11 protein-coding genes are annotated in these 17,011 nt (G+C 54.4%); 4 read left to right on the top strand and 7 right to left on the bottom strand.

The genetic code is table 11. From position 1 onward, the window contains the following. Nucleotides 1-100: 100 nt before the first annotated feature. The 4 genes from IK083_01265 to IK083_01250 all read left to right on the top strand — a co-directional run bounded on the left by IK083_01265 (nucleotide 101) and on the right by IK083_01250 (nucleotide 7,242). Nucleotides 101-1,087, top strand: a complete 987-nt coding sequence (locus IK083_01265) for a metallophosphoesterase (protein ID MBR4748187.1) — start codon at nucleotides 101-103, stop codon at nucleotides 1,085-1,087. Between the two features lie 99 nt (nucleotides 1,088-1,186). Further along, on the top strand, nucleotides 1,187-2,173 hold the full coding sequence (locus IK083_01260; protein ID MBR4748186.1) for a metallophosphoesterase: 987 nt from the start codon (nucleotides 1,187-1,189) through the stop codon (nucleotides 2,171-2,173). Nucleotides 2,174-3,538: 1,365 nt separating this feature from the next. Then, nucleotides 3,539-4,906, top strand: a complete 1,368-nt coding sequence (locus IK083_01255; GenBank protein ID MBR4748185.1) for a beta-galactosidase — start codon at nucleotides 3,539-3,541, stop codon at nucleotides 4,904-4,906. 20 nt (nucleotides 4,907-4,926) lie between these two features. After that, entirely contained in the window at nucleotides 4,927-7,242 is a 2,316-nt protein-coding gene (locus IK083_01250) for a hypothetical protein (GenBank protein ID MBR4748184.1), read from the top strand. A 92-nt stretch (nucleotides 7,243-7,334) separates the two neighbouring features. Here IK083_01250 and IK083_01245 read toward each other — a convergent pair whose 3' ends face one another. The 7 genes from IK083_01245 to hydF form a co-directional block, all read right to left on the bottom strand. Then, nucleotides 7,335-9,992, bottom strand: a complete 2,658-nt coding sequence (locus tag IK083_01245) for a pyruvate, phosphate dikinase (GenBank protein MBR4748183.1) — start codon at nucleotides 9,990-9,992, stop codon at nucleotides 7,335-7,337. 130 nt (nucleotides 9,993-10,122) lie between these two features. Further along, nucleotides 10,123-11,310: a hypothetical protein gene (locus IK083_01240; GenBank protein ID MBR4748182.1), complete on the bottom strand. Its 1,188-nt coding sequence runs from the start codon at nucleotides 11,308-11,310 to the stop codon at nucleotides 10,123-10,125. Continuing rightward, complete coding sequence (locus IK083_01235) at nucleotides 11,307-12,461, bottom strand: hypothetical protein (GenBank protein ID MBR4748181.1); 1,155 nt, start codon at nucleotides 12,459-12,461, stop codon at nucleotides 11,307-11,309. The genes IK083_01240 and IK083_01235 overlap by 4 nt, the downstream gene beginning before the upstream one ends. 15 nt (nucleotides 12,462-12,476) lie before the next feature. Beyond that, on the bottom strand, nucleotides 12,477-13,310 hold the full coding sequence (locus IK083_01230; protein ID MBR4748180.1) for an undecaprenyl-diphosphate phosphatase: 834 nt from the start codon (nucleotides 13,308-13,310) through the stop codon (nucleotides 12,477-12,479). A 128-nt stretch (nucleotides 13,311-13,438) separates the two neighbouring features. Continuing rightward, a complete protein-coding gene (locus IK083_01225; GenBank protein MBR4748179.1) occupies nucleotides 13,439-14,665 on the bottom strand; it encodes a hypothetical protein in 1,227 nt (408 codons plus the stop codon). Nucleotides 14,666-14,671: 6 nt separating this feature from the next. Next, a complete protein-coding gene (hemW, locus tag IK083_01220) occupies nucleotides 14,672-15,784 on the bottom strand; it encodes a radical SAM family heme chaperone HemW (protein MBR4748178.1) in 1,113 nt (370 codons plus the stop codon). Continuing rightward, nucleotides 15,781-16,965 (bottom strand): [FeFe] hydrogenase H-cluster maturation GTPase HydF, encoded by a 1,185-nt coding sequence (gene hydF, locus IK083_01215; protein ID MBR4748177.1) that lies wholly within the window; start codon nucleotides 16,963-16,965, stop codon nucleotides 15,781-15,783. Before hydF ends, hemW begins: the two co-directional genes overlap by 4 nt. Nucleotides 16,966-17,011 lie beyond the last annotated feature (46 nt).

Genomic DNA, 17,011 nt, shown 5'->3' with positions numbered 1-17,011 from the left:
ATTAATAAGGGGATTTGTCAACGGCGGAGCCCCGTCCCGGTTTGACTTTTCGTCTGCGCGGGCATTATAATAAATCTGACAAAGATCCAGGGAGAACACTATGATCACCAGATCCATTGCTGCAGCCGCTGTCCTCACACTCCTCTCATATCTCTCGGCCGCCGCAGAGCTGCCAGGCTATTGGGCGGACTATCTGCCCGGCAGAGTCGCCGAGATCAGAGCCGATATGAAAAAAGCTGCGGGACACGGCGAGACCTTTGTATTCATTACCGATATACACGTTCCTCACAACTCCATGATGTCTCCGTCTCTCATCAGAGAAGTCATGGACCGGACAGGCATTGACTGGGTGATAATGGCAGGGGATTATATGAATGCTCACGCCACTGCAAAAACAGGCCTTGAGACCATGGAAAAATATCTGTCACTCTTTTCTTTTACCGATCCTGTGGTCCTGAGAGGCAATCACGACACCAATTACGTGGGCTATCAGGCTGTCACGGACGAGCAGTTTTTGTCTCTGGTCAGAAAGTATTCCCGCCGGAGCTACACCAACGGCGACAGGATGTATTTTGCTCTGGACGACAAACGCTCCCGGATCAGGCATATATTTCTGGACACGGGAGACGACAACAACAAGTTCGTGGAAGAGGATCAGCTCCGCTATCTGGAGCAGCAGATAAAGTCGGCTCCCAAGGGCTGGCACGCGGCAGTATTCCTGCATATATTTCTCAGGGGACAGGAAGCTGCAAAGGGGATTGTCGCGCCCGGTCTGTATGAAGATGGCAGGAGGGTAAAGGCGGTGCTTGACCGCCTGTACGGCAAGACCCGGGCCGATATCATAGGGGTGTTCTGCGGACACAACCACACGGATTTTCATATGTACAGCGAGGCGGGCTATCCCATCATAGCCACCACCTGTGACTCGGGGGAGATACAGGCCTCCTATTGGGACCCCCGGCAGCCTCTGAGGCCCCGGGGCACCATTCACGAGTCGGCCTTTGACGTGGTCACCATAGATACCGACAGCCGGATGATATATATGAAGAGGATAGGAGCCGGAGTCGACAGACAGTTCCGCTATTGACCATTATCCCGAAAAAAGTGCTATAATTGAATTGTTAAAAACTATGTCGTCCGGCAGGAGAGTCCGCTCCGCCGGACAGATAACAAGGAGCTAAAGTATATGATGAAGATCCTTTTGTGGTCCATGCTCATCTCGGTGATGATCTCGGCCTGTTCGTTTGCCCAGGAATTGCCCGAATACTGGAAGAACTATCTTCCCGGGAAGATAGCGGATATAAAGGCAGATATGAAAAAGGCTGCGGGGCACGGCGAGACCTTTATTTTTATCACCGACCTGCACGTGCCCAACAACTCATTTATGTCCCCCCTCGTCATCCGTGAAGTCATGGCGCAGACCGGCATCGATCAGGTGATCATGGACGGCGACTACATGACCGCCCACGGAACTGCCGCCTCCGGTCTGGAGGTCATGGAAAAATACGTGTCTCTGTTTCCTTTCACCGATCCCATCATACTGAGAGGCAATCACGACACCAATTATCAGGGACATGAAAAGATACCCGATATCGATTTTATATCCCTGGTAAGAAAGTATTCCGGGAAGAGCTTTACCAACGGCGACCACATGTATTTTGTCTGGGACAACAAAAAGTCGAAGATCAGACATATATTCCTGGATACCGGCGACGAATACTCTATCTTCGTGGAAAAGGATCAGCTGGACTACCTCAAAAAGCAGATCAAATCTGCGCCTGCAGGCTGGCACGTGGTGTTGGTGGAGCATATATTCCTGAGAGGCGGCGAAGCCTCCAAGGGCATCAGGCCTCCGGGAATGCATGAAGACGGCAAAAGGGTAAAAGCAGTGCTGGACAGCCTCTATGGCAAGACCAGGGCCGACTTTATAGGCGTGTTCTGCGGACACAACCACACCGATTTCAATATATACAGCGAGGTCGGTTATCCTGTGATCGCCACCACATGCGACGCAGGCGAGGGGCAGGCTTCCTATTGGGACCCCAGACAGCCCCTTCGTCCCAGAGGGACTATAAACGAAGTGGTATTCGACGTAGTCACCATTAATACCGACAGCCGCATGATATACATGAAGCGTATCGGCGCAGGAGCCGACAGACAATTTCACTATTAGCAGACACTCACATATACTATGAAGTATCTTTTATTCGCAGCGATCTTACTCATACTGGGGGCGGGCGTCCGGGCTGCCGGGCCCGCTCCCGTGGACAAATATCCCATTCACGACTACGGCGGTCTCATATACGATCCGCTCTCCAGATATGCCAAGCGCGCCGGTACTCTGTCGGTGGACGGGCCTGTGACTCATACATCCTTTTCCTTTGGAGGCGCATCTGTCAATATATCCGCGCCGAAAAAATGCCGGGCTTACTCTGTGGTCCCCATCGATTATTCCATCAGTCCCATAGGTCTCAGGGGCAGGACCGCATTGTCTGTCAACTGCTTCGAGAAAAAGCACCCGGGCACCTTCTTTGACCTGAATATTCCCGGCAAGCTGAGCGTCAGGCCCCGGTTTCTCGGTACTATGACCGCAGATCTCCTGCCCGGCGTCCGCAACATCATGATGCCGGACCTCTCCGACGACCCCGGCAAATATCCCAATTTCAAACGCAGGCCCTTTTTGCGGTCAGGCACCATAGAGGCCGGAGATATAGTGTGGTTCAGATACTCCTTTACCAACAACGGAGACACCATACTGGACCCGGAAGGGTGGGGCGGCTGGTGTTATATGGCCGAGCTGTACCGACTGACAAATGAGGGTAAGTGGGAGCCGGTGGGGGACCTGTACAACAAATACGGCAGGATAGACAAATATCTGTATCCCGGCGAATCCCAGGACGTGTGGTTTTCCTTCAACAGCTGCCGGGGAGAGGCGGACGGAAAGACGCCTCAGAATCTGGGTCTGTATCCAGGAGAATACAAGGTCAGGCTGAACTTTATCTATCGATGGTACAGGGATATAGACGAGCCTCTGCTGAACCAATGGTCCGGAAAAGGCATGGCATATTTTGAGCAGCCCTTTACCGTGTCAGAGGAGCGGGTCATCACTCCCGTAAAGGATATCGTCACACTCTATTCGGACCGGGACGAATCGGCCAAAGACCCGGCAGCCTTCAACAAGATCCCGCGGTGGCTCCATTATTTCGAAGAGTTCATGAGCAGCATGGTGATATTCGGAGACACGGAGCGCTGCGAAAGAGACGCCCGCGGCAATATAAAGGGCACTATATATCTGCAGATGGCGCCCTGGGCCAAATATATCACCGTGAAGCTCACCGACGAAGCCATGAAGACAGCCGGCGTCCAGATACCTGTCTCGGTGTCAGACTCCTCTCTTTCGGTGAACTACCTGCCCGACCACAAATACCAGCTGGTGAAAGACGAGGTCAGATATCCGGTGATATACACCCAGAACATGGCTGACATGCGCAATCACGTCCACCATACTCCGTATCCCGAAAAACACATATGGCAAAACATGAGGGTCATGAAGGAGTGCGGCGTCAACGTGCTGGGACTGACGGCCATGCCCTGGCTCTATGACTTTATCAAGGGGCCGTATATATACAGCCAGCCTACCGAAGAATGCAATCAGAACGGAGACGCCATGAAGTATTTTCTGGATATCGCAAGGGAAGAAGGCTTTATGGTCAACGGCTGGGGTCAATATCCCTTCAACCGTTTTTCCGTGGAGGAGGTGTACAACTGGCTCACAGGCTCCCACGCCACTCTGGAGAGGTCCAGCTTTATGGAGATATCCTACGACGAGCCCTTGCTGCCTGCTGCCAACAGCGCTCTGTGGATGTATCAGTTCAAAAGGTGGGGAGATCTCTATTTTCAGACCGAGGACGGCGCAGTACCCTTTGACGTGGAGGACACCAGAGGCTGGATGCGTATGGATATCAACATCAGATATCCTATCGGCGCTGCCACGCTTACAGCCTTCAGGAACTGGCTCAGAAGCAAATACGTCTCCATCAGCCGGCTGAACGACGCCTGGGGCTCCGCCTACGCCTCCTTTGATGACATAGACCCCGAAAAGGACGCCACGCCCAACAGGTTCGGACACCAATACGAATACTATGACAGGTCCCGTATCTTTCATGACTGGACGCCTGCCATGGAGGACTTTGACCTGTTCAGATCCCTGGTGAGAGTGCAGAACTACAGCGATACGCTCCGGGAGGTGCGAAAGCAGATACCCGGCGCAGCCATATGCATCCGCACAGAGGGCGGCAATTATCTGGTCAGCGGTCTGGACCCCGAGAGTCCGAATCCTCATATCAGACACGTGTATTACAGTCAGCGCAGGGCTGCCGTCATTGCCGAGGCGTTGCAGCAGTCGGACACGGTGAAGTTTCACTCCGACTACGTGACTATGCCGTATACGCCGGATGAGATCACCTATCTGACCACCCTCGGAGTCAGTCAGGGTATCATACCCATACAGCTGCCTCAGTTTGACCACATGAGGGACATAGCCGTCAATGACAGATACGGATATGATTATGACGTGACCTACAATCTGCCGGAGCCGGCAAAGGGAGTGATGATGCACTGTCTCACGGCGGTATTTCCCTGGTGGAAGGCCCTGTATGAAGCCGGCGGTGTTCCCGGAGCAACCTGGGAGGACTTCGAATGCGACGGCATTGTATTTGAGACCCAGCGCCGGGAAATGAAGCTGTTTGTAAAAAAGCTCGCCGAGAGCATGAACACCCCCGAAAACAGGGCTGCCAGGACCCGGGACGTCCGACAGCCTGACGACAGCTTCAGAGACGCCGCGGCGGCCAAACGCAGCTTCGTCACAGACCGGTCCGTTCTGAAGATAAAAGAAGAAGGAAGATGAGGGCTTTCGCTGCTCTTCTGTTGCTGATGCTGCCTCTGTGCCTTGCTGCTTCGGACTCGCTGCGTATCGGCAGCGGACATTCATCCATCTCTTTTACAAGGCAGGATGGCGTATATAAGGTCGGACCCATGGAGCTGGACGGAGCCCCCTGTGTGGCTCCGGACAAAGGCGCCCTGCTGATGCTGGACGGAGAGCCTTTATATGTTACCCGGGCAGAGCCGTTTCGTCAGGGCAGCATCACAGGCATAAGGTTTTCCGGACAATGCGACTCGCGGGGAGCTCGTATAGATTATGAAGGCCGGTGCTATTATGACAAGAGCCAGCCGCTGGATATGCTTAATTGGGAGCTGGGCTATGCCTTTGACAGAGACAGAGAGGCTGCTTCCTGCCCCCGTGCCGTCTGGAGCTCCATGCCGGGGAGCGGCTCTCCCGATGCTCACATCCACTACATCAACGCTCTCGCGCCTTCATCCGATCCCGTGTTGGTCAACCGGGGGTATCCTCTGATATGGACCTTTTTCGGCTCGGCTGCCGGCAAGGTCGGACTTTTGATATATGACGATACACAGCTCTCCGACGGAGACGGCAAATACTTCGTGTTTGACGAAGAAAAGGAGCATGTGACTTTCCGTCTGTCCTCCATGGACCCCAACAGCGATCCCGGGATGAAGCACTATTACTGGAATTACAAGCATATGCCGGACATGTTCCCGGATATCCCATTCAGATATTACCCTGAGACCACTTCCTTTGCTGCAGGAGATAAACACCGGCTGAGGTTTGCATTATATGCCCGGAGAGCAGAGGATATATACGCCTTTGAAAAGCAGTATCTTTCTCCCGCATTGGATATGGCAGCCCGTCCCGGCAGCGTCTCCCGTTCCCCCGGGGATTGGGATAGCAGTGGAGAAGCGCAGCTTCGGGAGTTTGGGGACACGGATACGGAGAATGCAGGCGACAGATACGTCGCAGGCAAGGGCTGGTATTCCGCTCCGGTGAAGGATACCATGTCCCACGGACCGGGAAACGTGGTGAGCACAGGCTCCGCATCTGTCCTTGCAGGCCTCCTGTATTACGCCCGGGCCACAGAAAACAGTCAGGCCTATGATTTTTATCTCGGGAGACTGAAGGATATAGATTTCCCGGGGTGGGCTTCTCACGGCAGCGAGGGCTTTTTCAATGAGTTCTGGACCCGGGAAGCGGGATATGATATACACTGGTCCAGCATGTGGAGCATATATGATATGGGGGCCTGGAGCCTGTATAATATAGCGAAGCTCACGGGCGACAAGGGGGTCAGGCAGGTGTTTGAGGGTCTGATGGACTACGGACGCAAATATCTGCTGGACGCCAATCTCTCACTGGGTGAGCACTGGAATGACAAGGACAGGACCTGGTACAGACTCACCAAAGAGACCGCCTTTACCGTGTCGGAGCAGGTCCGGGGCAGTCATACGGAATATCCCGGGACCAACTCCGTGTTTTGCCTGTTGTCCCTGCTGCAATACGAAGAGACGGGAGGCAAGGACCTGTTTGACAGCGCGGCAAAACAGCTCGAACGCATCAACGGCTTTTTGGACAGACCGTCTCTGTTTTATACCCTCTGCGAGATACCCAAGCCAAACGGCTTTGGCTTTGCCGCAGCTGCCAACGTAAAAATGTATGAGATCACCGGAAACGAGAGTTATCTGGACAAAGCCGAAGACCACGTCATTTTGCTCCTGCTCGCATACCATCTGAGGGACGAAAACGGCCGGGAGACAGGCTTTGCCCACGCCTCGTATCTGGGGGAGTTTGACTATGTGTGCGTCAGCTCTCTGGAGACCATGGAGCCTCTGTATCTGGCTTGCCGGCTGCTCCGTTACAGGTCTGTGCCCGCTCTGGAGTCCATGCTGGTGCTGGCAGACAGGAGGCATCTCTATGCCTACGGAGCTCATCATCCCGAAAAAGATGCCCTGTACAAATATATCCCTCTGGAGCTCATTCCCCAGGCTGACAGCTATGCCCAGTATATGGGCGGTCCCATAATGATCGAAAACGTCATGCTGCACGGGCTCCACTCAGTCTCCGATGACATGGTCACGGCAGTCTGTCCGGACGCTGCCTTTTTCTCTGGCGAGGTGAGAATACACAGAGACATGCTGCTCATAAACAAGACCGGTAAAAAGAGAAGTGTATCGCTGTCTCTGAAGCATTTGGAGCAGGGGAGATATATGGTGACCGAATCTGGTACGTCCCGCGTGTATTCGTCCGAAGAGCTGGAAAAGGGGATAGGAGTCACCGTGCCGGCCAACTCCTCCCTGAGATTGTCTGTGAGCAAAACAGAAGACTCCTGACGGTATCCCTTACACGCAACTTGACCCCATTATTCTACATAAAAAAAACAGCAGATCATGTCTGATCTGCTGTTTGATAGTTTCAGAGAAAGCTAAGCTTTCTTTTCCTCGATAGCAGCCTGAGCGGCAGCCAGTCTGGCAACAGGGATCCTCTTGGGAGAGCAGGACACGTAAGTCAGGCCTACCTTGTGGCAGAACTTTACGGAGTCGGGCTCGCCGCCGTGCTCGCCGCAGATACCCAGCTTGATGTTGGGCTTGACGCTCTTGGCAGCCTTTACGCAGATATCCATCAGCTTGCCTACGCCGATCTGATCGATGGTGTCGGTAGGATCTGTCTTGTAGATCTGCTTGGAGATGTACAGAGGCAGGAACTTGGCTGCGTCGTCTCTGGACAGACCATAGGTCATCTGAGTCAGGTCGTTGGTACCGAAGGAGAAGAAATCGGCTTCCTTGGCCACCTCGTCGGCAGTCAGAGCAGCTCTGGGGATCTCGATCATGGTACCGATCTTGTAGTCCACCTTGACTCCGGCTTCCTTGATGGTCTGCTCGGCAACTTCGATGAGCTGCTTCTTGATGTAAGTCAGCTCGGAGACGCTGCCTACCAGCGGGACCATGATCTCGGGATGAGCCTCGCCGCCTTCCTTGACTATGTCACAGGCTGCGCCGATGATAGCGCCGACCTGCATATTGACTATGCCGGGGAAGTAGATGGACAGTCTGCAGCCGCGGAGACCCAGCATGGGGTTGGCCTCGGCATACTCGTTGACCTTCTTCAGAAGAGCTTCCTTCTCGGGCAGCTCGGGGTTGTTGGGATCGGTGGCCTTCATCACGGCAACTTCCACGGACAGCTCGGTGTGGTCGGGAAGGAACTCGTGGAGAGGAGGATCGATGAGACGAACGGTGATGGGTCTGCCTTCCATGGCCTTGAACATGCCGTAAAAGTCTCCCTTCTGGAGAGGCATCAGGTTGTCCAGCGCCTTCTGGCGGGTGTCATCATCATCGGCCAGGATCATCTTCTGGACCAAGGCGGCTCTGTCGCCCAGGAACATATGCTCGGTGCGGCAGAGACCGATGCCTTCGGCGCCCAGTCTGACTGCTTCGGCAGCATGCTCGGGGTTGTCGGCGTTGGCTCTGATGCCCAGCTTTCTGTATTCGTCGGCCCACTTCATAAAGGTGCCGAAATCACCGGTCATGGATACGGGCTCGGTCTTGTATTCGCCAGTGAACACGTCGCCCTTTGTACCGTCGATGGAGATGACGTCCACGCCTTCCTTCAGGACCAGGTCGCCGATGGTGACGGTGCCTTCTTCATCGTTGATCTTCACTGCGGAGCAGCCGCAGACGGTGGGGATACCGTACTGTCTGGCTATCAGAGCAGCGTGAGAGGTGCGTCCGCCCAGAGAGGTGAGAACGCCCTTGGAAGCCAGCATGCCGGACAGGTCGTCGGGGTTGGTCTCCTTGCGGACAAGAATGACGTTCTTGCCGGCGGCATTCAGCTCGGCAGCCTTCTCGGAGTTCAGGGCGATGATACCGCTGGCTCCGCCGGGTCCGGCGTTCAGGCCGGTGGCTATGGGCTTCACAGACTTGGGTATATTGATCCTGGGGTGGAGCAGCTGCTCGAGAGCCACGGGCTCCACGCGGAGCAGGGCCTCTTCCTTGCTGATCCGGCCTTCGTTGACCATGTCGATGGCGATCTTTACGGCGGCCACGCCGGTCCTCTTACCGTTGCGGCACTGCAGGATGAACAGCTTGCCCTTCTGAATGGTGAATTCTATGTCCTGCATGTCTCTGTAATGATCTTCCAGAGTGGTGGCATGCTTGACAAATTCGTCAAATATGGCAGGGAACTCGTCCTTGAGCTGGCTGATCTCGGAAGGAGTCCTTACGCCGGCGACTACGTCTTCGCCCTGAGCGTTTCTCAGGAACTCGCCGAAGAGCTTTCTCTCGCCGGTAGCGGCGTTTCTGGTAAAGGCCACGCCGGTGCCGCAGTCATCACCCATGTTGCCAAAGACCATGGTCTGCACGTTGACAGCGGTGCCCAGGTCGTGGGAGATCTTTTCTCTGTTTCTGTAGATGATGGCTCTCTCGTTGTTCCAGCTTCTGAATACGGCTTCGATGGCGTACTTGAGCTGCTCAAACACATCGGTAGGAAAATCCATGCCGGTGCAGTCCTTGAAATACTGCTTGTACAGGACTACCAGCTCCTTGAGACCTTCCGCATCCACCTCGGTATCAAACTTGGCTCCCACCTTTTCCTTGATGGTGTCAAAAATGTCTTCAAAGTTTGACTTGGCCAACTTGGGATAATCGGGCGAGAAGATGATGTCGGAAAACATCATGATGAAACGTCTGTAGGAGTCGTAGGCAAATCTTTCGGTGCCGCCATTGGAAATAACGCCCTTCAAGGTCTCGTCATTGAGGCCCAGATTGAGAACGGTATCCATCATGCCGGGCATGGAAAACTTGGCTCCGGAGCGGACGGACACCAGCAGAGGATTTGCAGGGTCGCCCAGCTTGCGGCCCATAGCGCCCTCAACGTCCTTGAGAGCCGCCATGACTTCTTCCCACAATCCGTCGGGAAGCTTGCCCAGCTTGGTGTAGTCGTTACAGGTTTCTGTGGTAATGGTAAAGCCTGGAGGTACGGGCAAGCCGATATTGGTCATCTCGGCAAGATTGGCACCTTTGCCGCCCAGCAGGTCTCGCATGGTTGCGTTACCTTCTCTGAAAAGGTAAACACGCTTTTTACTCATAAGAGTCATTCCTCCGAATTAATGTATGCATACGCAAAGTAAAGTATATACACTTATATAATATCAAATAAACGGCAAAAAGGCAAGAGCCTCACGGGAAAAGCCCCGCGGGCAGCTTGCCTTCAGACGTTTATTTTGCGCCTCCGGTCATGACCGAGGTCAGGACCGCGGTGTGGTCGGAGCCGCCGTGAGCATTGGGCCCCGACACAAAGGTGACAGTGTGCTCCGTGTTGTCCAGATCCGTGGCCAGATAATCCGTGGCCCAATAATCTCCCCAGCCTCCGCTAAAGTCGCAGTCGAGAGTCTTGATCTCTTTGCCGTCAATATAGCAGGTGATGGTCCCGCCGCCATGTGTATAGCGCTGATAGCAGACGGATATGACCGAGCCGGTCACAGTGAATTCCAGAGTACTGCCGGGATGTGCGGATATCCAGTCGGAGCCGTATACGTCCCTGGCGCTGATGATCTCTGTCTTCTCGGTCCTCTGCTTCCAGCCGGACGTCTTTGCCCTGACAAAGGCAGGATAATAGTATTTGGTGTATTGCAGCGCGTCGGTCACCAGAGGCTCGGGCAGGGTCTCGTGAGCCACCCGGGATATTTTTACGGGCTTTGTCTTTTTGGCCTTGTCAAAGATATCTTTGGCCACCAATTCGGCCAGCATGGCATGGCCGAAGTCAGTGGGATGGACCGAGTCGGCAATGATCTCCTTTACGTCCCTTGCGCCTGCTTCGCAGTTGTCCCATACGGCGTTTTTGATGCTGACAGCAGGCAGGTCATAGTATTTGATCACCTTGATATGGTGTTCCTGATTGTTGACCCCTTGCAGGTTCATATGGCATACGCATACCACCGCAGGCCGGTTGGGCAGAGACAGGCACTGCCGGATGACGCCCTCATAGCCTATGTTGCCCATTTCTCCCCAGTCGTTGACCGAATATTCCACGCAGACCACGTCGGGGGTAAACAGCGCCAGATGATAGGGGAGGCGATAGGCTCCGAAATCCGAGCCTGTGGCGCCTATGGCTATGTTTTTGTAGGTGATGTTTGTACCGGGGAAGTTCTTCCTCCACCACTTATAAGCATGGTTGCCCCAGGCGGTCTCCCAGCTGGTAGCTCCGGCGCCTTCGGTGACGGAGCCGCCTATCACACAGAACAATATGGGTTCGCCGGACGCAGCCTTTTCCATCACCTTCCAAAGCCTGGTGTAATCACCCTTGTTGATGATGCCGTCGGACAGCTCCTGCCGGGTGAGGATATCGGCATAAGCATGCGCCGACAGGAAAAAGGTCAGCAGGCAGATAGCTATAAACAGCTTCATTTCTCTATACCTCCCGTCATCAAGCCGCACACCTGGACGTAGGTGTCGGTAGAACCCTGGGGTATCTCTTCGGACACGGTAAGGGTGACCTCATGGAGGCCCGGCTTCAGGCCGGAGGCTACGTTGTATCTGTTCCAGGTGTCCCAGCCGTCGGGATAGGAGCAATCCACCATGACAGGCTCTCCTCCGTCAACGCTGACCTCGATAAAGCCGCCGTCAGTGGCCCGCTTTTTGATGACTATGTCTATATAGGTGCCCTCTGCCTGACAGGTCATGGCGCTGCCGGGCTCATTGGCCACCCACATTTTTCTGTACTGATTGTAGGCGCCCCAGGTGTTTGGCTCGGTCCTCAGTCTGAAGCCATTGCTTGAGAGAGGGCGGGTCCGGGCGGGGCTGACAAAAGACGTGTACTCAAACAGGTCGCTGACCAAGGGTTCGGGCATCACGTATTTCTTTCCGCTCTTTACGCTGTGATCTATCAGCTTGTCGGTGATGATCTGAGCTACGTAAGAGTAGAAGAGGTCGGTGGGCTGATGCTTTTCGTTGAAGAAATCCGTCTCCGGATCGATGAGACCTGAGTCTATGGAGTCTTCCACGGCCTTCAGCGCATCCACTCCCACGATGCCGTAATGCTTGATGAGCTCGGTCTGCTCACGAGCTGCCTCCCTGTCCGGAGGCAGAATCCAAATGATCGCAGAGCCCCGGGCAAGCAGCTGTCTGATGATGCCCTCGCAGGCGGCCTTCGAATATTCGTCGGTCTCGGAATAGGCGGCAAAAGCCAGATCCAGAGGGTCGCTCTTAAGCAGCGCGGGCAGCAGCATGGCTCCCTGCTCCGGATCGCTCATATACATGGAGCAGTCGTTGACCTTCAGATTGATATAGGGATGCTTTTTGTAGATGGCCTTGCTGACAATGCCTATCCAGTTGCTGTTCCAGCTGGAAGAGCCGGAGCCTGCGGCTATCTGGCTGCCTATCACAGCGCAGCTGATCTCTTTGCCATGATCCGCGTTGAAAAACACGGTCTGCAGATTCCTGGTGTTGCCCAGATTGACCAGTCCTTTTGCCAGCTGATCGCCGGTGAGGGTCTCGGGAGCCTGGGCAAACAGAGACACGCTCAACAGCGTCAGGATCAATACACAGAGTCTTTTCATGAAAAATGCCTCCAATTATTTCATTACGCCGAAAATCATCAGACACACAGACAGGAAGGCTATGCCTATTCTGTACCAGCCAAAAAGCTGCATGCCGTGATTGTTCAGATAGTTTACCAGCCATTTGATGGATATGACCGCCGATACAAAAGCTATGGCGCAGCCCAGCACCGGAGGGAGCCAGCCGTATATGTCAAACACGTCGCCGATGTATTTGTGCCCTTCGTACAGTGTGGCGGCTCCGAGAGTGATCACACCCAGCAAAAAGCTGAATTCCACACTGGCTTTGACACTGTAGCCCGTAAATATGCCGCCTATGATGGTGCTGAAGCTGCGGCTTACGCCGGGCCACATGGCTATGCATTGAATGACGCCTATCCAGAGTGCGGATATGGGGTCCATCTCGTCAAGCTCCTTGCCTGTGACTACGTCGGGAGAAGTGCGGGGACTGATGATGAGCATCAGCAAGCCTCCGGCAAACCAGGCTATCACAATGGGCCACAGGCCGAACAGGTATTTTTGGATGAGATTGTGAAATATTAGACCTGCCACGGCCGCCGGCAGGATGGCGATAAGCAGGTTCATGAGCAGTCTGCGGCCTGCCTTGTCCTTGCCCATGATGCCCAGCAGGATGCTTTTGAACCTGCCGGGATAGAGACCCAGAACAGCGATGATAGCGCCCAGCTGGATGCACACGGCGTAGGCGTCCGCAGCTTTTTCCCGTTGCTGGCCCTCCATGTCTATACCGAGCAGCCGCTGAGTCAGCATGATGTGTCCCGTGGAGCTGACCGGCAGATACTCGGTGACTCCTTCGACTACGCCTATGATGCCAGCCTGGACATTGTTCATGGGTGTCTCTTTCTCCGCGGCAAAGCAGCCCGTGGAAAGAAACAGCGTACAAACCAGCGCAAATAATAATATGTTTTTCAATATACGCCCCCGTATCCGTTATTGCTATTATACCACATCAGGAAATATCATTCAACAGCAGGACCTTTCCCCTCGGCGATCTGTCTGATGATCCACAATTCTCCCCCGCATAAGATGTACATACTGTTGTTGTTTCTGACCAGAGTGCTCACGGGGCAGGGGAGTGTGAGGAGCTTCTCGGAGCTGTGCATATCACCGGACTTTCTGCTGATAGTATAGCCGGCAGGGTCGTAGCACAGGGCATCCCCGTCTTCCAGCACTCCTATCAGCCTCTCGGAATTGATGAGATATTCAGTCTCCCAGATCTTTTTGCCAATGGTGAGATCGATAATGGCAGAATAGCCGTCATTCAGGCTCTTGCCATGGCTTTCGATGGTGCTGATGCCTATGATGGCCAGATAGCGTCCCATGGGTGAGGTAAAGTACTCGTTCAGCTCGTTGTCCGGAGATTTTCTGACAAAGCCGGTCTTGCCGGACTTGTCTATGATCACCAGATCGTTTTCACCCTCGCGCATAAAGCCCAGATCCGAGATCCTTGACAGGGCGCAATCGTCAAAAAAGCCTTCGGGCAGATTGACTATATGAGTCTTGTCTGTGGCGGGGTCCCAGCTGAAAATGCAGGTGTTGTTTGCGCACAGCATATACAGCTTGCCGTCCATAAAGCAGCTGAAGACGGGAGCTCCCGGCAGCCTTTTCTTGGAATAACGATAGCCCTTTGGGGTGATGCGCACCAGCCAAAGCCGCTTGGCGTTGGTGCCTATGGCAAAGAGCCCGGGATCCTCGGGAGTCTCCGGCACCACGGTGACCGTGTTCACCACTCCGGCAGTCCTGACCGTATGGGATCGTTTTTCCGACCTGACCACAAAGCGTTTTTCATTTTCAAAAGAGACCACCGTCCCTCCCGGTCCGAAGGTGGTCGTGCTGTCCTCGTCTTCCTTGTATTCGCTGAGGATGATACCCAGAGGATTGATGTTTCTGATATTGCCCTTGGCATCGGTCACGGAGATGCCGCAGTCGGAAGGAGCGATGGATTTGATCTTTCCCATCCCATTGATCCTGGAGACGGCCACAAATACTTTGTCGGAGGGGAAGGGAGCCGTAGTCCAGAGATTACTGGGGTCATAGGCCGTATCCGAAGAGGGACTGATGGCAGACATCCTGGCTTTGATATTCTCGTATTCCGGAGCCACAAAGCCTGCTATGGCTGCGATCGCCATCAAGGCGATCAGAATGGGTATGTATTTTGACAGCGCTTTTTTCTGTGATATCTTCATAATTATTTATAAGATGGTTTCCAATATATAGTTCAGCAGGTCCAGGCCCCGCCGGGTACACCTCAGGCTTTCGCCGTCGTTTATCAGCAGCCCCGGGAGAGAGACTGCCCGGGCGAGGATGGCGTCTGCCTCCGGAGAGTACCGTTTCAGCGACTTCAGCCTGACGCCTTCTGTGGTCCTGAGGCCCAGCATCAGAAGCTCTGTAAGCTCTTCCTCAGGCTTCAGCCTTTCGGTATATTCCACAGCCTGTCCCGAAGTCCCGACCCTCCTTATGTATTCCGGTATGGGGCTGATGTTTTTGTTTCTGGATCCTGCGACGAAGGACCAGGCGCCTGCTCCGAAGCCGTAATACTCGCCTCTGCGCCAATAATTCAGATTGTGACGGGACCTGCATCCCCGGAGAGAATAGTTGGACACCTCGTATCTCTCATAGCCGTTTGCGGAGAGTACTCCCCACAAAAAGTCCGACGCGTCCTTGGCGTCCGTCAATATCTCCTGCTCGATCTCCTGTCTTCTGAGACCGAAGGGTGTGCCTTCCGCTATAGTGAGCTCATAAGCAGATATGTGCCGGGGACAGAGCTCCAGTATGCCTGTCAGGTCCCGCTCCAGCATCTCCATGGTCTGACCGGGCAATCTGTACATAATGTCCAGATTCAGATTACAAAACCCCGCCTTAAGGGCAGCCTCTGCGGCAAGCCGGGCTTCCCCGGGAGTATGGATCCTGCCCAGAGACCTGAGCAGACCGGGGTCAAGGCTTTGGATACCCAGGGACAGACGATTGAAGCCGGCCTTCCATAATAGAGACAGCGATCCTGCGTTCACCGTTCCCGGATTTGCCTCGAGAGTGATCTCGCAATCGGAGGACAGGTCAAATTTGTCAGAAAGAGCTTCAAGCACGGCAGCCAGCGCCCCGGGAGAGAGCAGGGTGGGAGTGCCGCCTCCGAAATATACGGACCTGACCGGCGCGTCATATACGCCGGAGCAGTCTATCTCTTTCAGCAAGGCGCGGACGTAGTCATCCATATATCCCTCGGAGTGAGCATAGGAATCAAAATCGCAATAATAGCATTTTGACCTGCAAAAGGGTATATGGACATATACTGCTTCCGGCCCGGTCACAGAAGCCATCCGGCAGCCCTTTCCAGAATGCCGCCCAGCTTGGCCAGCAGGACGCCGTAATTGGTCATGGGCACGCCCCGGTCCCGGGCCTTATTTTGCCTGAGACGCATGTCTCTCGCGGAGATCATGCAGCCGCCGCAATGGATCACCAGATCGTAGTCCGACAGATCCGAAGGGAAATCGGCTCCGGAGGATTTTTCGAAGACCAGAGACTTGCCGGTATATTTTCGCAGCTTGTCCGGGATGAGCCCGGTGCCTATGTCATTTTTCTGGACGTGATGGGTGCAGGCTTCGGCAATAAGTATCCTGCTGTGGTCGGTCAGGCTGTCAATGGCCTGAGCGCCTTCGTAAAACAGGGACAGATCACCCTTGGCTCTGGCCATCAGTATGGAAAAACTGGTGAGACGCAAAGATTCCGGCGTAGCCTGATCCACAAAGGCAAAGGCCTGAGAGTCGGTGATACACAGATCCGGCCGGAATATCTCCAGGGCCTCGGGATACTCCTGCGGCTGCACGCAGGCGCAGATACAATGCCTGTCCATAGAGTCCCGGAGAGTCATCACCTGAGGGAGTATCATCCTGCCTTTGGGAGCCGATTCGTCTATGGGAGTGATCATCAGCACTTTGCTGCCCGGGGAGCACAAGCCTTCCAGAATGGTGCGGGGCTTGCTGCCCTCGGAGCGCATTTTCCCTGCGTATATCCGCAGCTCCTCGATACCTGTGCCTTCGGTGGAGCTCACAGGAAACACCCGGGTCTCCAGCTCCTTTTCCAGCAGGGCTTCTCTGCCGGGACCGAGATCGCTTTTGGTCATGCACACGATATGATCGGTGCCGGCTTTGCGGAGACGGGCCATCAGCTCTTTTTCCAGAGACAGGTCCGAAAATTCGGACGAAATGACCACGAAGACCATGTCGGATCTGTCTATGATCCCTTCGGTTTTGGCTGTACGAAGCTCTCCCAACACGCCTGTATCATCCAGACCTGCGGTATCCGTGATCACCACGGGCCCCAGAGGAAAGAGCTCCATGGTCTTGCTCACGGGATCGGTGGTGGTCCCGGGCACGTCGGATACTATGGATACCTCCTGAGAGGTAAAAGCATTGATCAGCGATGATTTGCCGGCGTTTCTTCTGCCGGCAAACGCTATGCGTATTCTTTCGGAAACAGGTGTGTCTTTCATAGAGCCTTTACCAACCTGACAAAATAAAAAACAGAGCATAATAAAT

The organism is Abditibacteriota bacterium (genome assembly GCA_017552965.1).
Classification (GTDB): Bacteria; Armatimonadota; UBA5829; order UBA5829; family UBA5829; genus RGIG7931.
The sequence above is the reverse complement of the archived record's forward strand: the minus strand, read 5'-3'. Positions and strand labels throughout refer to the sequence as shown.